General features: G+C 40.4%; 21 protein-coding genes. 11 read left to right on the top strand and 10 right to left on the bottom strand.

Translation table 11 applies throughout. The features are described 5' to 3' along the window. Positions 1-92: 92 nt before the first annotated feature. The 11 genes from rpsL to GQR87_RS03495 all read left to right on the top strand — a co-directional run bounded on the left by rpsL (position 93) and on the right by GQR87_RS03495 (position 11,360). The gene (gene rpsL, locus GQR87_RS03545) at positions 93-467 is read left to right on the top strand and encodes a 30S ribosomal protein S12 (RefSeq protein ID WP_158966615.1); all 375 of its coding nucleotides are present in this window, start codon (positions 93-95) and stop codon (positions 465-467) included. Between the two features lie 79 nt (positions 468-546). Further along, on the top strand, positions 547-1,017 hold the full coding sequence (gene rpsG, locus GQR87_RS03540; protein WP_158966613.1) for a 30S ribosomal protein S7: 471 nt from the start codon (positions 547-549) through the stop codon (positions 1,015-1,017). A gap of 12 nt (positions 1,018-1,029) precedes the next feature. Then, on the top strand, positions 1,030-3,135 hold the full coding sequence (gene fusA / locus GQR87_RS03535) for an elongation factor G (RefSeq protein WP_158966611.1): 2,106 nt from the start codon (positions 1,030-1,032) through the stop codon (positions 3,133-3,135). 71 nt (positions 3,136-3,206) lie between these two features. Then, entirely contained in the window at positions 3,207-4,388 is a 1,182-nt protein-coding gene (gene tuf / locus GQR87_RS03530; RefSeq protein WP_158966609.1) for an elongation factor Tu, read from the top strand. 1,097 nt (positions 4,389-5,485) lie between these two features. Beyond that, the gene (locus GQR87_RS03525; protein WP_233267391.1) at positions 5,486-6,328 is read left to right on the top strand and encodes a polysaccharide lyase family 7 protein; all 843 of its coding nucleotides are present in this window, start codon (positions 5,486-5,488) and stop codon (positions 6,326-6,328) included. 190 nt (positions 6,329-6,518) lie between these two features. Beyond that, positions 6,519-7,565, top strand: coding sequence for a YHYH protein (locus tag GQR87_RS03520; RefSeq protein ID WP_158966607.1), 1,047 nt, complete (start codon positions 6,519-6,521; stop codon positions 7,563-7,565). Beyond that, positions 7,565-8,875, top strand: coding sequence for a sulfatase-like hydrolase/transferase (locus tag GQR87_RS03515; RefSeq protein WP_158966604.1), 1,311 nt, complete (start codon positions 7,565-7,567; stop codon positions 8,873-8,875). The genes GQR87_RS03520 and GQR87_RS03515 overlap by 1 nt, the downstream gene beginning before the upstream one ends. 99 nt (positions 8,876-8,974) lie before the next feature. Then, positions 8,975-9,481, top strand: a complete 507-nt coding sequence (locus tag GQR87_RS03510; protein WP_158966602.1) for a DUF3087 domain-containing protein — start codon at positions 8,975-8,977, stop codon at positions 9,479-9,481. 15 nt (positions 9,482-9,496) lie between these two features. Further along, the gene (locus GQR87_RS03505) at positions 9,497-10,021 is read left to right on the top strand and encodes a sigma-70 family RNA polymerase sigma factor (protein WP_158966600.1); all 525 of its coding nucleotides are present in this window, start codon (positions 9,497-9,499) and stop codon (positions 10,019-10,021) included. Between the two features lie 88 nt (positions 10,022-10,109). Continuing rightward, the gene (locus tag GQR87_RS03500; RefSeq protein ID WP_158966598.1) at positions 10,110-11,102 is read left to right on the top strand and encodes a permease; all 993 of its coding nucleotides are present in this window, start codon (positions 10,110-10,112) and stop codon (positions 11,100-11,102) included. A 21-nt stretch (positions 11,103-11,123) separates the two neighbouring features. Further along, positions 11,124-11,360 (top strand): thioredoxin family protein, encoded by a 237-nt coding sequence (locus GQR87_RS03495; RefSeq protein ID WP_158966596.1) that lies wholly within the window; start codon positions 11,124-11,126, stop codon positions 11,358-11,360. Between the two features lie 34 nt (positions 11,361-11,394). On the opposite strand, the gene GQR87_RS03490 is transcribed toward GQR87_RS03495, so the two are convergent. The 10 genes from GQR87_RS03490 to GQR87_RS03450 form a co-directional block, all read right to left on the bottom strand. Further along, the gene (locus GQR87_RS03490; RefSeq protein WP_158966594.1) at positions 11,395-12,570 is read right to left on the bottom strand and encodes an aminotransferase class I/II-fold pyridoxal phosphate-dependent enzyme; all 1,176 of its coding nucleotides are present in this window, start codon (positions 12,568-12,570) and stop codon (positions 11,395-11,397) included. A gap of 136 nt (positions 12,571-12,706) precedes the next feature. Then, a complete protein-coding gene (locus GQR87_RS03485; RefSeq protein WP_158966592.1) occupies positions 12,707-13,936 on the bottom strand; it encodes an ABC transporter permease in 1,230 nt (409 codons plus the stop codon). Continuing rightward, positions 13,933-14,655: an ABC transporter ATP-binding protein gene (locus GQR87_RS03480; protein ID WP_158966590.1), complete on the bottom strand. Its 723-nt coding sequence runs from the start codon at positions 14,653-14,655 to the stop codon at positions 13,933-13,935. The genes GQR87_RS03485 and GQR87_RS03480 overlap by 4 nt, the downstream gene beginning before the upstream one ends. Beyond that, complete coding sequence (locus GQR87_RS03475) at positions 14,655-16,139, bottom strand: efflux RND transporter periplasmic adaptor subunit (RefSeq protein ID WP_158966588.1); 1,485 nt, start codon at positions 16,137-16,139, stop codon at positions 14,655-14,657. Before GQR87_RS03475 ends, GQR87_RS03480 begins: the two co-directional genes overlap by 1 nt. Before the next feature lie 220 nt (positions 16,140-16,359). Then, on the bottom strand, positions 16,360-16,965 hold the full coding sequence (locus tag GQR87_RS03470) for an outer membrane beta-barrel protein (RefSeq protein WP_158966586.1): 606 nt from the start codon (positions 16,963-16,965) through the stop codon (positions 16,360-16,362). Between the two features lie 191 nt (positions 16,966-17,156). After that, positions 17,157-18,056: a fructose bisphosphate aldolase gene (locus GQR87_RS03465; protein WP_158966584.1), complete on the bottom strand. Its 900-nt coding sequence runs from the start codon at positions 18,054-18,056 to the stop codon at positions 17,157-17,159. 192 nt (positions 18,057-18,248) lie between these two features. Next, positions 18,249-18,767 (bottom strand): DUF6436 domain-containing protein, encoded by a 519-nt coding sequence (locus GQR87_RS03460; RefSeq protein WP_158966582.1) that lies wholly within the window; start codon positions 18,765-18,767, stop codon positions 18,249-18,251. Positions 18,768-18,770: 3 nt separating this feature from the next. Continuing rightward, positions 18,771-20,270 (bottom strand): methyl-accepting chemotaxis protein, encoded by a 1,500-nt coding sequence (locus GQR87_RS03455; RefSeq protein ID WP_158966580.1) that lies wholly within the window; start codon positions 20,268-20,270, stop codon positions 18,771-18,773. 630 nt (positions 20,271-20,900) lie between these two features. Next, the gene (locus GQR87_RS22135) at positions 20,901-21,071 is read right to left on the bottom strand and encodes a hypothetical protein (protein ID WP_199271684.1); all 171 of its coding nucleotides are present in this window, start codon (positions 21,069-21,071) and stop codon (positions 20,901-20,903) included. A 29-nt stretch (positions 21,072-21,100) separates the two neighbouring features. Further along, complete coding sequence (locus GQR87_RS03450) at positions 21,101-23,452, bottom strand: peptidase U32 family protein (RefSeq protein WP_158966578.1); 2,352 nt, start codon at positions 23,450-23,452, stop codon at positions 21,101-21,103. Between the last annotated feature and the right edge of the window lie 41 nt (positions 23,453-23,493).

The raw sequence follows: 23,493 nt of genomic DNA, 5'->3' as shown, positions 1-23,493 counted from the left end.
TTTACTGCCACTTAATTACGGTTCGCGGATTTTTCGCGTTTACGGCCCACAAGATGGGTCAAACAGTCGTAATTTTAATCAGGAGCTAGTTAATGGCAACAGTTAACCAGTTAGTGCGCAAGCCCCGCCAAAAGCCAGTAGTGAAGAGCAACGTTGCTGCTTTGCAGGCCTGCCCACAACGTCGTGGAGTATGTACTCGTGTATATACAACCACACCAAAAAAACCGAACTCAGCATTACGTAAAGTATGTCGTGTTCGTCTTACTAATGGTTTTGAAGTTTCTTCATACATTGGTGGTGAAGGTCACAACTTACAAGAGCACAGTGTTGTTCTTATTCGTGGTGGTCGTGTTAAAGATTTACCAGGTGTTCGTTATCACACTGTTCGCGGTACATTAGATTGTGCAGGCGTAAGTGATAGAAGAGCCGGCCGTTCTAAATACGGCGCAAAAAGGCCTAAGTCTTAACGGTTCTCCGTTAGTAAGGCCAAACTAAAGTATTAATTGAGTTTTGGGAATATCCTGAAAATTCTACGGAGAATTTAAAATGCCAAGAAGAAGAGTCGTAGGTCAACGTAAAATCCTACCCGATCCTAAGTTCGGATCAGAGTTACTTGCTAAATTTATGAATGTCGTTATGTTAGACGGCAAAAAATCGACTGCTGAAAAAATCGTTTACGGCGCGCTAGAAATTGTTGCTTCTAAAGCTGACAAAGCACACTTAGACATCTTTGAAGAAGCGTTGGACAACATCCGCCCTACAGTCGAGGTTAAATCTCGTCGTGTTGGTGGTTCTACATACCAAGTACCTGTAGAAGTTCGTCCCGTTCGTCGAAATGCACTAGGTATGCGTTGGTTGGTTGACGCTGCTCGTAAACGTGGTGAAAAATCAATGGCTCAACGCCTTGCAGCTGAAATGCTCGATGCTGCAGAAAATAAAGGTTCAGCGGTTAAGAAACGTGAAGACGTTCACCGTATGGCCGAAGCTAACAAAGCATTCGCTCACTACCGTTGGTAATAAGAGAAAGCTATGGCTCGTAATACGCCCCTTGAGCGTTATCGGAATATTGGAATCGTTGCTCATGTTGACGCGGGTAAAACCACGACAACTGAGCGTGTCCTTTTCTACACTGGTTTATCGCATAAACTAGGTGAAGTGCATGATGGCGCAGCCACTATGGACTGGATGGAACAAGAGCAAGAACGCGGTATTACCATTACTTCCGCAGCGACGACCTGTTTTTGGTCGGGAATGGACAAACAATACGAACAACATCGAATCAACATCATTGATACCCCAGGACACGTAGATTTCACTATTGAAGTCGAACGTTCTTTACGTGTACTCGATGGTGCTGTTGTGGTGTTTTGTGGTTCGTCTGGAGTAGAGCCTCAATCTGAAACAGTTTGGCGTCAAGCTGATAAATACCACGTTCCGCGTATGGTATTTGTTAACAAAATGGACCGAGCTGGAGCAGATTTTGAACGTGTAGTAGAACAAATTAGAAAACGATTAGGTGCTAATTGTGTGCCTATTCATCTCAACATAGGTGCTGAAGAAACCTTTGAAGGTGTAGTTGATCTTATCAAGATGAAAGCCATAGATTGGAATGAATCTGATCAAGGTATGACTTTTAACTACACAGAGGTTCCAGCAGATTTACTCGACCGTGCGACAGAGCTTCGTACTGAGTTAATTGAAGCTGCAGCTGAAGCAACTGATGAGTTGATGAATAAGTATTTGGAAGGCGAAGAGCTAACCGAAGAAGAAATCAAATTTGGTCTACGAAAACGTACTCTAGCGAATGAAATTGTACTTGCCACCTGTGGTTCGGCATTCAAAAACAAAGGTGTACAAGCGGTACTTGATTCAGTTATTGAATATTTACCTGCACCCATGGATGTTCCACCTATTAAAGGTGTGCTAAACGACAAAGATGAAACTGAAGCAACTCGTCAAGCTGACGATAGTGCTCCATTTTCTGCGTTAGCATTTAAAATTGCTACCGACCCCTTTGTTGGTACTTTAACTTTTTTCCGTTGCTATTCCGGTGTTGTAAACTCAGGCGACTCTGTTTATAACCCAGTAAAAGCTAAGCGTGAACGTTTTGGCCGTATAGTTCAAATGCATGCTAAAGACAGAGAAGAGCTTAAAGAAGTGCGCGCAGGCGATATAGCAGCAGCAATTGGGCTGAAAGATGTGACAACAGGTGACACTTTGTGTGATCCAAATCATATTATCACCCTTGAGCGAATGGAGTTTCCGGAACCGGTTATTTCTATTGCTGTAGAACCTCGCTCTCAACCAGACCAAGAAAGAATGGGTATCGCACTAGGTAAACTAGCGGCTGAAGATCCTTCTTTTAAGGTACACACTGATGACGAATCAGGACAAACAATTATTTCAGGTATGGGTGAACTGCACTTAGATATTATTGTGGACCGGATGAAGCGTGAGTTTAATGTTGAGTGTAATGTAGGTAAACCTCAGGTTGCCTATCGCGAAACAATACGCAAAAAAGTTGATGCTGAAGGTAAGTTTGTTCGTCAATCAGGCGGAAAAGGTCAATATGGCCACGTCTGGTTAACTATCGAACCTAATGAAGAAGGCGCTGGATACGAATTTGTCAACAAGATTGTAGGTGGAACGGTTCCTAAAGAATTCATTTCATCTGTTGATAAAGGTATCGAGGAGCAAATGCAAAATGGTGTAGTAGCTGGATACCCGGTGCTTGATGTAAAAGTCACCTTGTTTGATGGTTCGTATCATGATGTTGACTCTTCAGAAATGGCGTTTAAAATCGCTGGGTCGATGGGATTCAAGAAAGGGGCTGCAGAAGCAAACCCAGTATTACTTGAGCCTACTATGAAAGTTGAAGTTACCACTCCAGAAGACTGGATGGGTGACGTAGTCGGTGACCTTAACAGGCGCCGCGGTATGATTGAAGGCATGGATGATGGTATTGCAGGTATAAAAATAGTACATGCAAAAGTACCTTTATCTGAAATGTTTGGTTATGCTACTGACTTGCGCAGTGCAACTCAGGGGCGTGCGTCATACTCTATGGAATTTTATAATTACTCGGAAGTGCCCAGTAATGTCGCAAAAGCGATTACTGATGCACGACTGTCTTAGATTTTTAATGAAGGTCTGGTCTGGTCTCTACACTAAAAAGAGCCAGATTTTTAACTTAGGAAACCAGTAAAATGGCAAAAGCAAAGTTTGAACGTACTAAACCGCATGTAAACGTCGGTACTATCGGCCACGTTGACCACGGTAAAACAACATTAACAGCAGCTATCACAACTGTATTGGCAAAAACTTACGGTGGTGATGCATCAGCTTTCGATCAAATCGATAATGCTCCTGAAGAACGCGAGCGTGGTATTACTATTTCAACGTCTCACGTTGAATATGACACCCCTACTCGTCACTACGCACACGTAGATTGTCCTGGTCACGCCGATTATGTTAAAAACATGATCACTGGTGCTGCTCAAATGGATGGCGCGATTTTGGTTGTTGCTGCTACAGATGGTCCTATGCCACAAACTCGTGAGCACATCTTGTTAGGTCGTCAGGTTGGCGTTCCTTACATGGTTGTTTTCATGAACAAATGTGACATGGTTGACGACGAAGAATTACTAGAATTGGTAGAAATGGAAGTACGTGAATTACTTTCTGAATACGAATTCCCTGGTGACGACCTTCCTGTTATCCAAGGTTCTGCTCTTAAAGCTCTTGAAGGCGAAGCAGAATGGGAAGCGAAAATCATTGAACTAGCTGAAGCGCTAGATACATATATCCCAGAGCCAGAGCGTGATGTTGATAAGCCTTTCCTACTTCCTATTGAAGATGTTTTCTCAATCTCTGGTCGTGGTACGGTTGTAACTGGTCGTGTTGAGCGTGGTATTTTACGCACAGGTGATGAAGTAGAAATCGTTGGTATCAAAGATACAACTAAATCTACTTGTACTGGTGTTGAAATGTTCCGTAAGCTTCTAGACGAAGGTCGTGCTGGTGAGAACGTTGGTGCACTTTTACGTGGTACTAAACGTGAAGACGTAGAACGTGGTCAAGTACTAGCTAAGCCTGGTTCTATCAACCCACACACAAGCTTCGAAGCAGAAGTTTATGTATTGTCTAAAGATGAAGGTGGCCGTCATACTCCATTCTTCAAAGGTTACCGTCCACAGTTCTACTTCCGTACAACTGACGTAACAGGTGCTGTAGAGCTTCCTGAAGGCGTAGAAATGGTGATGCCTGGTGACAACTTGAAATTTAAAGTTGAACTAATCAACCCAATCGCGATGGACGAAGGTTTACGCTTCGCTATCCGTGAAGGTGGCCGTACTGTTGGTGCTGGCGTTGTAGCTAAAATCCTTTAATTGTCATAGACATTAAATGATTCAAGAAAGGTCACTTCGGTGGCCTTTTTTTATGGGAGCCAGCATCTACAGTACGGCCCCAAGCGGATACTCCGTGACTATTTTGTCTGGAACAAAAGTATTCGTCACGTCCATGTGACTCACCTGCTACGCAGGCCAGCTAAAGCTGTTCTGATTTGTTCCTACAAATCTTGGTGAACATGCGCAGCATGGCCCCGAAGGGGTGAAATCAGAATTTTTAGTTGCGCAGCAACGCCTGATTGAACGGAAAAACAAGGATGTTTTTTCTGGGTGATGATCATCATGGATGTGTGACATACATCAGTTGAATAGTGTGCTGGCGTAGGCAGATGATTGCTCCTGCATAATCGGTACTTCCGCCATCCCTGGCGGTCGTCACTAAAATCCTTTAATTGTCATAGACATTAAATGATTCAAAAAAGGTCACTTCGGTGGCCTTTTTTTATGGGAGCCAGCATCTACAGTACGGCCCCAAGCGGATACTCCGAGACTATTTTGTCTGGAACAAAAGTATTCGTCACGTCCATGTGACTCACCTGCTACGCAGGCCAGCTAAAGCTGTTCTGATTTGTTCCTACAAATCTTGGTGAACATGCGCAGCATGGCCCCGAAGGGGTGAAATCAGAATTTTTAGTTGCGCAGCAACGCCTGATTGAACGGAAAAACAAGTATGTTTTTTCTGGGTGATGATCATCATGGATGTGTGACATACATCAGTTGAATAGTGTGCTGGCGTAGGCAGATGATTGCTCCTGCATAATCGGTACTTCCGCCATCACTGGCGGTCGTCACTAAAATCCTTTAATTGTCCTAGACATTAAATGATTCAAAAAAGGTCACTTCGGTGGCCTTTTTTTATTGCTTTAAAAAGTGTTACTTGGAATTTTAAAAATTGGTAATGTCTATATTGGTCATTTGTTTAAATGATGTTATTACCAACAGATATTTAATTAATGTTATAGTTATTACCAATTTGTATATTGCTCGCTTTTTTATTTGAATTACACGATGCATTTCTTAAATTGTTCTCTTTTAAATAAGCTCAGGTTCGGGCGATTAATGTCTAGGTGATTGTTATGTTGTATATGTCTTTAAGTGTTGTGGTTGTATCTTTTGTTTCATTGTTTTTATGCGCATGTAGTGGCAGTTCTGCAGTTAAAGATGGGAGTATCAATGTATCTCCTACTGAAACTGAACAAGTAGAAGATCCTGATAAACAAGATGTTCATACCACTCTTGGTGTATTTGATATGAGCAACTGGGATAGAGAAGGTGCAGATCCAAGAGTGGGTGATAATATGGAATTTGATGCTTTACGCGAGCAACATGTCACACCAAACGGCAATGGTTGGAGACACGAGCTTAAAATCAAATCAGAAAAGCGTGTCGCTATGACAGAAGTGTACGAAGACTTCCAAGCCAATATAAAAATAGAAATGTCTGATGGATCTAAAACAATAATTGCTCAGCACCATGCCAGTGATACAGGTACCATAATGAAACTCTATGTTGCTGATACCAGTGAATCAGGGTTTACTGCCAATACTGCTGGTGTCGAAAGTGATAGTGTTGCCAGTAATGGGATTTTTGATGTGTATGTTAGGTTAGCAAGGGAAGATGGCTCAGGCGAAGACAAACAATTGTTAAGCACCATAATCAGTGGGCAAACAATTGATTTTAGAGTGATAAACGATCATGGTTTTGTCACAGTTTCTGCTTTCGGCGAAAGCTTTTCACGAACTGTTGAAGATAGCACCGAGTCATATCTTAAATTCGGTAATTACCTACAAGCTCAAGATCCACAAACTAGAGTAAATGTCGATAATTCAAATGATTGGGCTAACTTCTATGCCGTCCAAGGGATCATTGAAAGTTTGATAACCTTTTCTAACATTAACTACCAAAGAGATGTCGATTAAAGAACACACTAACGATAGATCCTTTCTAGTGCAGCGAATAACGATATGAGGCGAAATCTCTTTTAACCAGTACACTCAGCCGTCTAGTTTAATCACCTAGGCTTGTAAAATAACTGTAAAGGCCTTTGACTTATCACCTCTCCTCTTCAAGACTGTGCCTTAGTTTTGGTTATTATTAAGAGAGATTATTGTGCAATTAGCAATTCGTTTACTGAGCTTATCTTTGTGTTTAAGTTTAGTTACCTATGTCGCGGTGCATGCCGAAGCAAATAGCAGTCATACCTCAGCTAAACATATTGGGAAAATAGACATTACCGATCTAATACTTGGTAATACTTCAGGTAGTTGTATTGATTACGTGAATAATTACGTGTCTTCAGTTACCGATATTCAAAACAAAAAACAATTTTCTGGCAAGCTAGATATTCAATATAAGCAAGATACCTGCACGATCAATTCTAACAATATCCCTAATCACAACTTCAACGATGAAAACGCCCGGTTTGTGACTCCTGTGACTGAAATCGCCCAAGAATTTGTTATTCCTATCAAACCTACATTAGCCGACAATCCTACTCCATTAGGTCACAGAAGTTATCAAGCTGTAATGTTGAACGGTGTGGTAGTCGATATATTATCCGCTGGTTGTTATCGTCCAGATGGTAAACGTACGGACAAATATGGCAATGTAAAAATAGGCTGTAAACCTAATGATAAATGGGTCACAGATCCACTCGGTCCAGGTGCTGGCTTTGGCACTGATGAACATAATGCCCATGTACAACCTGGTGGCGTATACCATTATCATGGCAATCCTATGGCCCTATTTGATCAAACTCCTACTAAACAAGGCTCGCCAGTAATAGGTTTTGCTGCTGATGGCTTCCCTATTTTTGGTAGTTTTTTTAAAGATGAAGACGGCAAAGTTCGTAAAGCTCAATCAGGTTATTCATTGAAAAATGGCCAACGACCAAAATCTGAAAGTGATCCTGGTGGACAATATGATGGTATGTACATTGATGATTATGAATTTACAGCCCACGGTGATTTAGACCAATGTAATGGTATGACAGTAAATGGCCAATATGGTTACTATGTAACAGATGTTTATCCTTGGATTTTAGCCTGTTTATCTGGTGAACCTGAGCCTTCGTTTAACAAAAAACGTAGAGGTAGAGAGCAAAACTCTGGTATAAACCGCCCAAACAAACAGAAAAAGAATACGGATAATTTTTAATGAAAATCCTACTACCTATTTGTTGTTTTTTGTTGAGTTTATGCTCATTCCATCTGCAGGCTACCCCAACACAAAAACCTAATGTTTTATTAGTGATTGCTGACGATATGGGCTTAGATGCAAGTGCTTGTTACCAAGTAGGAACGCAACAAGCTAGCATGCCAAATTTAGAGCAACTTTGCGCCATAGGTATGACTTTTAATCATGCTTATGCGGCGCCGACTTGCTCCCCTACCCGAGCGACGATTCTCACCGGCAACTATGGATTCAGGACCGGGGTTGGTTTTGCGATGTCTCGTAAACAGGATAGTATTTCCAACCAACAAGAGAGTTTATTTGAATTAGTATCGCAACAAGGTTACAGCAGTGCTCTAGTGGGTAAATGGCATTTAGCCACCGAAAAAGATGGCTTGAATCAGCCAGCGAAATTTGGCATCAATGAATATTTCGGCCCCTATAGAGGTGGGGTTAAAGACTATGAAACCTGGAGTGCTGTGCACAATGGACAGGAAAAGAATATCACTGGCTACGCAACTAGCGTACTAACTGATTATGCAATTGATTGGCTTTCTAAACAAACGAAGCCATGGTTCTTGTGGTTAGCATATAACGCACCACACGTTCCTTTTCATCTACCCCCAAAAGAGTTGCTTACAGTAGACAAATTACCTGCAAACGACGCCAGAGCCATAAAACAAAACCCTTTACCCTATTTTAATGCGGCATTACAGGCTCTGGATACAGAAATGGGTCGCTTGTTAGCATCATTATCTGCAAATGAAAGACAAAACACTGTAGTTATTTTTGTTGGAGATAATGGTTCTCCCGGCCAAGTTGCACGAAAATTGTATAAAAACCGAGGAGCTAAAGGCAGCATTTTTGACGGTGGCACCCGTGTACCTCTCATTGTACAAGGACCTAAAATCCAACAAGGGAAATCGAATGTGTTAGTCAATAGTACGGACCTGTACGCCACTATCGCCTCAATCACAGGGGCTAAGTCTAAAGCGTTAGATTCTATTGATTTCAGCCCTAGTTTTAGTGGCCAAGCAGTACCAAGAAAACATATTTATGTGGAACAATTTTCGAGTGGAAAATCAAACAAAAAAGGCCCAACTTTTGGCTGGGCAGTCAGAGATAGCCAATACTCATTAGTTGTACCTGAAGGTGAAAGACAAATGTTGTTTGATCTGACCAAGGATCCATTACAACAAGAAGATCTACTGAGTACTGCACAAAGTTCTTCTTTTGAAAAATTAACTAAAGAGCTTTTGTTAATCAAACAGCAACTAAAAACAGATAACAGATAACAGATAACAGACCATAATAATTGTGATTATAGGCTCCAACAGACAGCATCTAATGGCATAATCAGTTTTTATCTATTTCACATTTACTTTTAGGTCATTATGCAACTCATTGGGATCAATAAAACACGTTATCGTAAACATTTAAACATTGTTATCACGGCATGTATCGCGAGTTTAATCATTGGCTGCTTAGGTATTTCACAATTATTGATTCACTTATTTCCAGATGAAAGTGGTAGCCATTTTCATTGGAATTTAGCCGGTGTTGTCATCACATGTATCTCTATAGCTTGGGTACTACATAAATACCGGCAACACGATTTTATGACCGAGGTAGTATATGTGTGGGAATTGAAACAGAGCCTGACCAAAATAAACCGCAAGATGCTAAAACTAAAAGCGGCTAGCAAGAAAGGCAATGTGGATGCTCTATTAGCGCTGCACTATTGTTATGCGGGCTCTCGCCAGTTATGGGAATTGGACGACAACACAATCGTGATGGACGAATTAGCAGTGCAACAAGCTGAGCTTGACGTACTAGCCGAGCAGTATAATGTCACGTTACATGCCGATGATTACGACCCCACAACTTTGAAGCAGTTTTAAACGGTTTAGAATACAGTGAAATGTATAACCCAAGCGATTCGAGACCACGAATCAGAGCTGAGAGCATTTTTGCGTAAAAGAGTGTCTAACGTCATAGTGGCAGAAGATCTATTACAAGAAGTCATATTACGGCTAGTTCAGCAAGGACATAAGTTTTGTAGTATCAGCCAACCTAGAGCATGGTTATTTCGTGTTACTCGTAATGTACTTGTCGATTACAACCGCCAACAAAAGCAAACCGTTGAATTATCCTCAGATATCTGCCAACCAGAGCATGATTTTGACAGCATAACCTTACTTAGCGAATGTGTCAGTCGCAATTTGGCTCGCCTGCCTGAATCAGATAAAGACATAGTCGAGTGCTGCGATCTAAGTAATAACACTGTGAAAAACTATGCACAAACCCAAGGTATTTCATTGCCAGCGGCTAAAGCTCGTTTGCTTAGAGTTCGACAGCGACTGCGTGATGCTATCGAACAACATTGTCATGTGCAGTTTGACGAAAATGGCAAAGTTTGCGGCTATACCAAGCCAGACTGATTTACTTGCCCTATCAATAATTAAAATAATTGTGCATCCTTTTTTGTATTAATGCGTCTACATTAATAACAGGTAAGAGAGACGCACTATGTTCCAAATTTTTACAGATTTAGCCAGTTGGTTAGTATACGACTTGATGGGATTATCATCCGCTACAAAGTTAGGCGATGCCTTACATTTCTTTGTGGAAGATGTGAGCAAAATTTTTGTGCTACTTCTGGTGATGATTTACCTTATCGCTTTAATGCGCGCTTCTATAAATGTTGAAAAAGTCCGTGATTTTTTAGCAGGCAGAAATCGAGGCGTTAGCTACTTATTGGCTTCTGGGTTTGGTGCCATTACGCCATTTTGTTCCTGCTCAAGTATTCCTGTATTTCTAGGCTTTACTTCTGCAGGGATCCCAGTGGGTATTACCATGGCGTTTTTAATAACCTCACCTCTGATTAATGAAGTGGCTGTTTTACTATTATTGAGCCTACTTGGCTGGAAGCTCACCCTAGCCTACGTTGTTGTCGGTATGCTGGTTGGCATATTAGGTGGTCTATTTCTTGACAGTATTCGAGCAGAGCGTTGGTTACAATCCTTTGCGGCAAAAGCCCTACAAAATGGCCGTGCAGAGCAAACGGTTAGCACCGACTCTACAAGCCTTAAGTTAACCTTCAAGCAACGTCATAACTTTGCTAAAGCCGAAGCTTTAGAGATATTTGGCCGGGTCTGGAAATGGGTCATAATAGGTGTCGGGTTAGGTGCCGCCTTACATGGCTTTGTACCAAATGGCTGGATAGAAGAACATCTTGGTGCGGGAGAATGGTGGTCGGTTCCTGCAGCGGTATTGGTAGGTATTCCTTTGTACTCTAATGCCACTGGTGTGATACCTGTTATGGAAAGTTTAATCACCAATGGCCTGCCCATTGGCACTGCACTAGCGTTTTGTATGAGTACAGTCGCCGCAAGTTTTCCTGAGTTTATTTTACTTAAACAAGTTATGCAGTGGCGCTTACTCGCCACTCTATTTGCCATGCTGTTAGTGTCATTCACAATGATGGGATGGATCCTCAATAGCTTATTATTTCTGTTATAAAATCTATCAAAGGAGTCAAAAATGAAAATTTTTAAAGTATTAGGCAGTGGCTGCACAAAATGTAAAAACACAGTGCAGCTGATTCAATCAACCGCTAACGCACTAGCTGTAGAAGTGACAGTTGAAAAGGTAGAAGATCCCGCTCAAATCATGGCCTATAGCGTCATGTCTACTCCAGCAGTTGTGATGAATGAAACTGTGGTGCATAAAGGTGGGATCCCCAGCAAAGAGCAAGTCACTCAGTGGTTGCAAGACTGATAATATTCTTTGGCACTGTTAACTCTGTGAGCTTTTAGTTATGTAAACTGGCCATAAAAATTGCCAAGCGCCGCAAACCTTCTTCAAGCTCTGACTCGGCAGAAGCAAAAGACAAACGTACAAACTGTTTGTCGTTTTGTTCGCTAAAGTCATTGCTTGGAGTTAGAGCAACATGGGCTTGTTGTAATACTTGTTCACAAAAGTCCATTGCCGACAGTCCTGTAGTCGTCACATCAATATACAGGTAAAAGGCACCATCAGGATGAACCGGCACGGGTAAACCACATTTTTCTAATCCGGCTAATACCAATTTTTTGCGGGAAATAAGCTGAGCACGTCGTGATTCGCACACTGCAATAGACTCAGGAGTAAAACATTGTAAAGCCGCTTTTTGCGCTAAGGTCGATGGGCAAATATAATAATTTTGTGCCAGTCTCTCCATCACATCCACTGCTTGTTCCGGTACCACGCACCAACCTAATCGCCAGCCTGTCATACCAAAATACTTTGAAAAGCTGTTGATCACCAACGCCTCATCGTCAACAGATAAAGCGGTTATGGGCTGTGAACCATCTTCGCCATGATGTAAGTTGAGGTAGATTTCGTCCACAATACGCCATGCGCCTTTGCTGCGGGCAAAATCACACATTGCGGCTAGTTCATCTGGTGCTATGGCTGTGCCAGTCGGGTTAGAAGGAGTAGCTAACATTAAACCTCGGGTATTGGGTTGCCAGTGTTGTTCGAGTAAGCTTTTATTTAACTGAAAATGGGTATCAGCTTGAGTCGATACCAATTGTACTTGCCCGCCAAAACCTTTTATAAACTCCTTATTACAAGGATAGGAAGGATCAGCCATAATCACTTGGTCGCCTTCATCTACAAAAGCAGCTGATAACAATAGCAAAGCTGCTGATGCTCCAGCAGTCACCACAACACGCTTGGGATCGATCTCTACTTGATGAGTGGTTCGGTAAAAATTAGCAATAGCCGCACGGAGCTCTGGTAGGCCTAGAGCTGAGGTGTAGGGTAAAGGCGCATCAGTCGCCAGTTGTTGCATTGCACTTGATACAGCAGGTGGCGCACCAAAATCAGGTTCACCTATATTCAACTTAACAACATGTTTGCCTTGGGCTTCTAAACGAGCGGCTTTTTCACTAAAAGCCATAGCAAAAAAAGGAGAAATGGCTAGGGCCCTTTGTGAATACTTCAAATGACAACACTCAACTGAATAAAAAATAGTAGTCTGCTATTTTGCCATTTGTAACTATGTAAAACACCTTTTAAAACGTTTTAATATTTAAGTACAATATGAATAATCATCTTGTACTTAATGTTTGAGGTTTAGCTTATTCGTACCTGAGTGCATCAATGGGTTCTAAACGTGACGCTTTTAAAGCAGGATAATAGCCAAAAAACACCCCAATAAAAGCCGAAAACCCCAAACTCATTAACACCACATCGGAATTAATCACACCACCAGCACCAATGCCATAATTGTTACCCAAGAATACAAATAGGTAAGCGATAATAACGCCTATGCCGCCACCCAAGCCACACAACACAATAGACTCGATTAAAAACTGTTTCAGTATATCTGCAGGTTTTGCTCCTACAGCCATACGTAAACCTATTTCACGAGTACGTTCAGTTACAGACACCAACATAATATTCATGATGCCAATGCCCCCTACCACTAAACTAACTGAAGCAACCCAAGCCAATAAAGTATTAAACACTTGCATGGTCTCAGCACGTGTGGCTATCATTTCAGAGACATTGCGGATCCTAAACAAATCATCACCGTTAACGGGTATACGCATTCTTTGTCTTAATAGCCGTGACATTTCGGCTTCAATATAATCCATGTCTTCACCATCATAGGCACTAACTTGAATAAAACGCACTGACTTAGGATTGGTTGAATCTATACCTGTAATTTTGTTACGTACTGTTTTGATGGGTAAAAAAATCACATCATCTTGGTCTTCGCCACGGGCATCTTGGCCTTTCGCTTCTAATATTCCGACAACCGTTACATTGAAGTTTTTTACCCGCATGGTCTGACCTATGGCTTCACTGACACCAAATAACTCTAGCCGCAACCGCTCACCAATAATGGCTACTTTCGCCCCGCTGTTGATCTCTTGAGTAGTAAACTCACGACCTGAAGCTATAGGCCAGTCTCGCACTAAAAAATAACGGTTATCAATACCGCTGATCTCTGTTGACCAATTCAGATTACCATAAATAATTTGCCCATTCGACGATAAATATGGCGCAGCTGCTTCAACACCCGGCACTTGGCTTTCAATCAAATTTGCATCGTTTTCATTAATTTTGACTACAGATGCAGCACGCGCTCCACCACTAGAGCGACGAGCCCCAGTAACAAAAAATACATTACCACCCAAGGACTTAATTTGTTCGTCAACTTTTTGTTGCGCCCCCGCGCCCATAGCCACCATAATAATTACCGCCGAGACACCAATAATAATGCCTAACATAGTTAAAAAACTACGTAACAAATTGACGCGTAATGCAGTACTGGCAGTTTTTAATAATATAAAAATCCTCATTTTAGCAATCCCTCACTTGCTAATTTGGGCTGTGGATTGGTTTCATCAGCCACCAATTCACCATCACGAAAGGTTAATTTACGTTTAGCAAATTCGGCAATTTCAGGTTCATGGGTGACTAATATTATGGTTTTGCCTTGCTGATTGAGCTGTTGAAATAAAGCCATCACTTCTAAACCTGTTTGCGTGTCTAAAGCCCCCGTTGGTTCATCAGCTAATATCATTACAGGCTCGTTAACCAAAGCTCTAGCAATAGCCACACGTTGCTGTTGCCCGCCAGATAATTGCGACGGATGATGATCCATACGACTACCTAAACCCACTTGTTCTAAACAACTTTTAGCCCGCTTTGGCCAGTCTGATTCAGGCACTTGGCTATACAATAAAGGCAAGGTCACATTGTCGAGAGCACTAGTGCGTGGCAACAAGTTGAACTGTTGAAAGACAAAACCGATACGTTGATTACGAATAGTTGCCAGCTCATTTTTAGATAAATGAGAAAGCTCAATACCATCTATGGCAATACTGCCTTCACTGGCAATATCTAAACAGCCCAATAAATTCATCATTGTGGATTTACCTGAGCCTGATGATCCCATAATAGCAACAAATTCACCCTGCTCAATTTGTAAGTCAACGCCTTTTAATGCATAGACTTTTTCCTCGCCCATTTGATAGATTTTTTTGGCTTGTTTAACCGTAATTAGTGCAGGTGACATTAGCTGCTTACTCTTTGTGCACGAACAATCACTAAATCACCAGCTTGCAGGTCTTCAGACTGTATCTCGCTATACTCTAAGTCAGCAATGCCCACTCTGACATTAATACGTTTGGGCTGCTCATCACGTAGCACCCATACGACTCCTCGTTGAAAATTATCATTACCTTCTTTCGTTTCACGAGGTTTACGACGCTGTTGATTTAATCCTTGGTATTGTTCCATTTGTTCAGGCGTTAAAAATCCACGTAACTCAATATCCAATTGACTACGAATTTTTTTCATAACATCGTTACCACCTGGTGCTCGGCCACCACCTCCTTGATCACCACGAGCAGCCTCTCTTGCTGCCGACATATTTTCTTGCATACTAGCTAAGGCCTCAGCCATTTGTGTCTGTTGCTCTGGGGTTAACTTAAGTTGTTCCGCTAGTTGCTCTACCTTAGAAGACATATCTCGGCCATTACCCTGGCCGCCTGTGGATTGGCCTTCAGGCGTAAAACGTAACGCAGAGTTACTGACCCGCAACACGTTATCTCTATGGCCTAAAATAATATCAACGTTGGCTGTCATACCTGGCAGTAATAACAAATCTTTATTTTCAAGACTAATAATCACTTTGTACGTCACTACGTTATTGGTCACTGTGGCCGATTTACGCACTTGCGTAACAATCCCAGTAAACTTACGTTCTGGGTATGCATCAACAGTAAACTTCACCTGCTGATTTTGTTTAATCCGACCAATATCGGCTTCATCCACATCAGTTTCTATTTGCATAGAAACCAAATCTTGGGCAATTGAAAAAAGAGTCGGAGCAGATAAACTTGCCGATACCGCTTGGCCTTTGTCCACTTGGCGATCAATCACCACTCCATCGACAGGCGAGCGAATATAAGTTCTATCTATGTCTAGTTTGGCTTGTTCTAAACTGGAGATAGACTGTTGAACTCTAGACTCTCCCACTAAAATTGCTGCTTTGGCAGTTTCAATACTTACCTGAGAAAGTTGGTATGAGGTTTCACTAATATCTAACACTGAGGCGCTAACTAAGTTTTTTTCACGTAATTCACGAGTACGCTGGTATTCTCGTTCAGCTAATTTATGTTCTGTTTCGGCTTTTTTAAGTCCGGCTTGCAACTGTACTAAGGAGGCTCGTGCAGACGCTAAATCAGCCTCACTTTGGCGTAACTTAGATTGCACAGTGCGATCATCGATACGCGCAATAACTTGGCCGCTGGTGACCACATCATTAAAGTCTACATTAAGTTGTGAAATCAAGCCTGACAACTCAGATCCCACATCAACAGTTACAACAGGTGAAATAGAACCTGAAGAATTCACCGTACTTTCAATTTTGCCTAGGGTGACTTCCTGAGTGTGATATTTAATTTGCTCATTAGTTTGTTCCGGTACCCACCACCAGTACAAAACCGCAGCGAGTAGAACAAGAGTCGTCGCTTTACCAACAGTTTGTAATTTCATTATTCCCTATACCTTGTCAAAATAAGGACGAGTGTCCCAATGTAAGAATTAAAGCACAAAAAAACCTTTAGATATGTCAAGGTTGTGTAAAGTTATTTAGCCAAGCTGTTTCAAGACGTAACGCCCTGGTATCCCTAGCTATTACTTAAATCAGTTATAAATAATGAGCAATAAAAAGGCCACATAAAGTGGCCCATATCAACAAATACAATCATTGAGTTTAAAAGTTATAGCTAATCCCAACATTAGCGGTAGTAGACACAAGATCGTCCATATCAAATTTTTCAAAACCCGCGCTCATACCTATGCCCATATCCCACTCATATTGCCAGCCCACAGCTAAATATAAACCAACACCATCATCATCAATTACCGTTCTATGTCGGCGATTAAGTTCATAATTATATAATTGAGCGCCAACTTTTGCATAAAGGCTATTGCGTTGAGTAACTGGCACAAGGCCTTTCACCGCAGCCACTAAGTTGGAATACTCCACCTCATTTACCTCCAAGCCAAATAAAGAATCATTATTATTTGTTGAGCAATGCCAATCATCATGCCTATCTTCATAACATTCCCAATCATCCACATCAGCGCCTATATTTAAACCCACTTCTAATGCAAAGTTTTCTGTGATTGCATAATTATAAAAGCCATAAACCTGAGCAACTCCGTCACCATCGGCAGTTGAATTGTTAAATTCAATTCCCCCGGAAGCAATATGGCCACCAAAACTGTGGGGGTTGGTAAGAGTGTCAGCAAAAGCGCTAATAGAGAGCGATGCGGTAAAAGCTAATAATAGCAAAAATGTTAATTTTCTATTCATCGATGTAAACCTTAAGTTAGAAGTAAACTGGATGGCAATAATTTACCCTAAAGAAAATAATTAAGTAGCAAGTTTTTGTCTATCAAGTGTTAGATTTTGTAAGAAAGTCTCTTAATGCAATCTAAACCTAACAGTTACACAATAAGATTAACGACTGTTATTGGCCAAGCCACAACAGTCCTAATACAACTTTAATTATTCGACGCCTGATAAATACTATCTATCGACTCATTTATGGTCGACTCAAATTCATCATGAGACATAAGATCAAATAACTCTTCAGATAAGGCTCTAGAAAAACTCGCCACCATACCGGTATTTTCAGCCAACAGACGATTGGCCTTTTCGCGGCTATAACCGCCAGACAAAGCCACCACTTTCAATACTCTGGGGTGAGAGACTAGTTTGTCATAAAAACCTGCAATATTGGGCAGGGTCAATTTTAAGATCACTTGTTGAGGAGCAGGTAGAGCATCCAATTGTTGCAACAAAATTTCTCGTAATACAGGCTCTGCCGCACCTTTATCTGCACTATAAATATCAATTTCTGGCTCTATTATTGGCACTAAACCTCTTGCTAACACTCGGGCAGCAATAGCAAATTGCTGGTCGACTAGAAGGTGAATACCAGTATAATTGGCCAATCGGATCAAAGAACGCATTTTGCAGCCAAACACATTTTTGCCGACAGCTTTATCTAATAAGTCATTCAAACGGCGAATTGGCTGCATTAGTTGCACGCCTTTATATTCAGCATCTAAACCTATATCAACTTTCAAAAAGGGCACTACCTTTTTGTTTTGCCATAAATAATCTGCAGATGGCAAACCTGCTATTTCATTATCTAAAGTATTTTCAAACAAAATAGCCGCTAAAATCCGCTCTCCAGAAAAGGCTTCACTGGTGATAATCCGAGTATTCATTTTATGCACTTTTGCCAACATTTCCTTATCACCTGAATATTGGCTCTCAGCTATGCCATATAGCTGTAACGAGCTTTTTATACTGCCAGTACTTTGGTCAAATGCAGCAATAAAACCTTTTCCCGTTTGTATTTTTTTTAACATTTCTAAGCGAGTTTGAGATGACATGAGCCGTTTCCTTATGGGGTAATTATTGAGATTCAGATAAGACCTAAATGCGTCCCTCTAACATCAACAACTATTACAGTTCGCAAGTTATTGCTAGATAGCAAAACCTCATTTGACTTAAGTATAGTCATATTAATTAAGGTATCTGTGCTATTAATTGCAATTAATGATGACATGATTCTTTACATCACTTTAGGTATTGCAATAGCAACCTTTGGCTTCTGTTACCAAGATTGTATTTTCAATAGAGATACTATTTATCTTGGTTATCAGCCCATCGACTAAACTAGTGCTTTGTAGGCAAGCATAACCTTCTGAATATGGACCTAAATAAATTAACTCCTTAAACATCCCGACAATTGCGACTGATGGAGTCGATGGAATATAATCTGCCAACTCTGGAAATTGATGCAAATCAATGTAGATACTTTTAAAACCTTGAACATCCATATCAGCAGAAAATTGCCGGATATGGTTGTCTGCTATAGTTTCGCAGAAACAGTTTTTATTCGTGAAATGTAATAAAGATTTATCAATATCAGGGTGAATTTTTTGCAGTTGATTTAATAGTTTTTGTTCGTAACCTGTGTCTGCTATGGCGGTTGATAGTTTTAGCTCGGGATCGAAGTCAGTTAACTGGTTTTCCGATAGATAAAGAACCCCAGCTAAACATGATAAAAACCAAAAAGTAACAAGCCACTTTATAAACATAAATCACGAAACAGAAAATTGTTTAAGCTGACTGTCGAGGGCCTCGCATAACTCACTCAACTTTTGAGCATCTTCACTCATAGCGATAACATCTACTTGCTCTTTTTCTGACAATTCACTGAGTAGCTGTGTTGAATCCACAATAGACCTCACTTTTTTGCTCTGTAAATCAGCAGAAGTGGCCACTCTAGCTATATTATCAGAGATTTTTTCGAAGTCTTCTATTACTCGATCCATACTCAACATAGTCGTATCAGTAGACTGAGCAGCTTCATCCACAATGGCAACACAGTCATTCATCTCAATGACAGATTTATTGGCGCTGACAATAAGATCTGATGTGATTTTTTCTATTTCTTCAGCACTATTTTTAGACTTAATTGCGAGATTACGAACTTCATCTGCTACCACAGCAAATCCCCTGCCATGCTCTCCTGCTCTAGCTGATTCTATCGCAGCATTTAAAGCTAACAAGTTAGTTTGCTCTGCTACAGACTTAATTGACTGCATCACTTCTGCGATGTTATTACACTTAAAGCTCAAATCTTCAATTTCAGTAGACGCAGAAGAAAGGGTATCCCTTAGCTTTAATACATTCTGACTTGACTGATAAATAGCTTTTTTAGTATCAGTAGTATTATTTTTAGCTTGTTCTGTATAAACACTTGATTGGGTTGAATGTTCGGCTACATCTTCTACACTTGAGCTTATCTCCATTATTGATGATGCAATATCTTGCACTCGTTCTGCACTCAATTTTACCGAATCACTTAATGTGTCAGAAGAATTATTGACTTTTTGGACTAGCGAAAAAACATTTCGGCTAAGTACATTAGACTCAGCAATCAAGTCTTTAAATGCAATAATTAAGCGCCGGAAATTAAAAATGTTTTTAGTCTGCTCTGGAATGTCAACAGTTAAATCAAGCACCTCTTTTTGTAGCATAATCTTTGATACAATATCGTTTAAGATCAGTGGACCTTTTGATTCCTCAAAACTAATCTTAGCCATGACCCCCAGTAACACGCCCTCAACAATTGCAAATACAGCATGAATAAGCAAAATATAGAAAGTAAGGCGATTGTCTTCAAACACCACTAAACTACCACCATTACTTTGTACTATAAAAAACAAAATATGGTGAACGGCTACAACGGCTGTACTTAACGCTATGACCTTCCAATCTCTAAAGTATGAAAGAAAAGCTAGTACCACAAATATTTCAAAATGTAGCTCTGTCATTCCATAAGTTTGTTGAATATGTAATGCCGCAAATAATTGCACTGCAATAGCAAAAGCATATCGACTCATTACCGAGCTTGCATGAGTAAAACTAAGTATTATTGGAAGAATAAGTATAGGTAAGCCAATTAAAAACGGTGGCAGCCAATTCGAGGTCATTAAGCCAATAAGTGCAGAAATCAACCATTGCACTAATAGAACGACTCTGAAAATTTTATTGGCACTTTCAACCCAAGGGTACTTCATAATTCTAGTATTCACCGCTCATCCCTTTTTGAATAGATTATCGAAAATTGTACATGAATGACTATAGTCAATTAGTCGTATTCTTACGATTTGATTTGCTCGAATATAAACCACACAGACAATGAAAACATAGCAGTCCTATTAACAATACACCAAATAATTTCCAGCCTATTTTATTACCCTAAATTATTTCTATTCTATTGATAAGCGAATGACATATAAAATTTTGTTATTCGATATTTTCTCTAATTCTTGCTCAAAACTATCATTCCAAAATTGTAGGCAAAGTTTTAGCGTTTTAACCCTTTGTCATATTCCCTTTAAAATTGAAAAACCATCAGGCCAGCCTTTTGTTTCACAATTAAGTCTTTTAACAATAGTTTATCCACTCCAGCCGCCATAGACTGTATCAATATCTTTATTCTTTCCATTTAATAGCATTAAATGCTAGGTTATTTATAATATAATTATTTCACATATTATCGGCCAATAGGCTGAGAGCACAGCACTAGAATATGAAAAAAGCATACATGAGCTGGTTGTCAATTTAGGCATGAAAAAATTTGCACATTTGCTTTTTTGAGGACTAGGACTCAATGCCCCTGCAGCTGAACCTGTTTATTGAAAGAATTATTTTTTAGGCAGCTAATCTTTTTTCTCAATTGTCACTTCAATATTTTTGCTAGTCCCAGCAAACCACTTTTGCACATAGATACTACCGATCACAGGTGGCATGCCGTCTTCTGGTACTTCTTTATAACGCACACTATTTTTATTCTGTTTCTCTAATTCAAACTTCACTTTTTTTGCTGACATAGGTCGTTTATTCCTTTGTTAATGTTTGTCTATAACCCAGTGTGATACTGACTAACCGTTGATTCAGGTACTAAGTTATTTAATGTGCCGGGTACGCCGCTATCACCTGCTAACAAGTCTTCGAATTGTTTAATCAGTTCCTCTTTGTCAGGCATTTGTTTATCACCACTGCCGATATTGGTTAAATCAATCATAAAGCCGTCAAACATATGGCTTAGATCTTTGATGATCTCTATATTTAAAAACTGATCTTGATTATAAATGCTAGGGTATCCAGCTTTTTGTTTATCAATCGCAAACGACACCCCTTTGAGATTGGTGATGCTGGTAGATTTATCACATGACAACATACAGCCATTATCTATCCGAGGCTTTTCACAGCCTACACTTTGTTGGAAAAAACACTGCCTGCTGGTCATTAATAAAATGGGGTGATAAATACTGTAAAACAATTTAAAGTTTTTAGGGCGAGCGATCTTTTGCATCTGTTGTTTGTTTATTTCGTTCGAAATAAAAGCACCACTACAATCAAACTCTTCTTGTATAGCCATTAAAGCGTAAGAGTTAGTGATATTCAAAAATGGCCCAGCTATCCACTTAATACCAAGTTTGTAGGCTTCATAAGCGATACCTGTGTTGTTGGTGACGATTAGCGGTGGCATCACTTGTTGTAAAATATTTATAGCAACATCGTAGTCTTTACCTATTAATACCGCTGGAAACCAGGGAATAATCTTCGGCTGTTGTTTGAGTAAATCTACGTACTTTGTACAGTCACGTTTGTAGGCGTCAGGTAATTTAAAGTACACATCTGCGTCAGTACTATCGGCTAATACAAAGTCAGCAGGGTCACAAATTAAAATGGATAGTTTAACGTCTGAATCTGCGGCTTTAGGGTAATTTTGTAATGCAGGCAATGTCACAGCAGGCAACACCGGCTTGTTATTATTTAATAAACGGGCGACTTCATTTTTAAGTAGGGTTAACTCTTTGAAGGGTAAACTCACACCATCGGCTAAGTCTTGCATATTCATTTCTTGCAATGTGAACTCTGCATTGTTGAAACTTCTAAAGCGCTTGTCGAGGGCAGCTTTAAGGCTGTCGCTCTGCTCTTTAAGCATTAACTGGCTGCTGGACAGCACAATAAATTCTTTGTTTTCAACAACCGCCAACTCAGCTGAACCTTGCTCGTTAGTCGCGGTATTGGTGGAGACGGTCACGGTTAATGGGCTATTTGGCTCACCAGAAAAGTGCAAAGTTAAGCGCGGTTTTTCAATATTTAAATACTTAATTTTGTCTTGTACTGTGGCATTCATCTGGGTCTTTTCATCGTGCAGTGTTTGCCCTACATCATGAATTTGCACTACTGAAATAGTATCAAACTTTTCATTAACCTCGTTTGTCTCAGTAACCTGTACTTCGCCAGTTGGTGGCGCGGCATTTTTAGCTAGAGCGTGAATTTTAGAATTATCTCTAGGGTTATCAATGAACATAGATTGGTTCAAATCGCCCCGTAAAAAGGCATTAGAAAAGTCACGATTAAAGACTTTATACAGGCGTTCGCCGTCTTCTAACAACTCACCTGTTTTTAAAAAACCATCAATTTGTTTACGAAAGCTATCAACCACTGTATGTACATATGTCGCACCTTTAATCCTCCCTTCAATTTTGAATGAATCTACTCCTGCTTCTATCAAGGCCGGTAAGTCAAAAAATGCCGAGTTGTCTTTAATATTCAGTGGAAAATTATTTCCTGACGGTGTGGTTTCGTATTCTTCGCGGCAAGCCTGACTGCAACGCCCCCTATTACCTGAGTTACCGACACTGGCAGAGGTGGAATAACACAAACCCGAAAACGCCACACACAATGAGCCGTGCACAAACACTTCGGTTAATATCTCATTTTCGCGACTGGCAGCTGTGATCGCGGTGATTTCTTTTAGGTTTAGCTCTCGAGATAAATTAACCCGCGAGGCTCCTAATTTTTTCAGAAAAGGAATTTGCCCTACATTGTGGGTAGTGAGCTGGGTCGAAGCATGGATATCTAGAGTCGGAAAATGTTTAGTGATTAAATTAAACAAACCAAGATCTTGCACTATCACACCGTCTAACGTGGTATTCACCAGCTTACTCAGTAGCTTGGCTAAGGTGGGAAATTCTCGTTCTAAAATAATGATATTCAGGGTCAGGAAAATTTCACATTGATAAAGGTGAGCCAGTCGTATTACCCCAACAAGTTGATCAAATGAAATATTAGCCGCACGATTACGGGCATTAAAAGTATCTAATCCGCAATATACCGCATCGGCACCAGCAATAATCGCTGCTTTAATGGCATCAATATCACCACCTGGGGCTAATAATTCAATTTTATGATTCATTTTTACAACTTGTTGTTTACTAAATTTAAAGGCGGCATATT

The sequence above is a fragment of the Paraglaciecola sp. L3A3 genome, from assembly GCF_009796765.1.
Lineage (GTDB): Bacteria > Pseudomonadota > Gammaproteobacteria > Enterobacterales > Alteromonadaceae > Paraglaciecola.
This window is presented reverse-complemented; position numbering and strand designations above follow the sequence as displayed.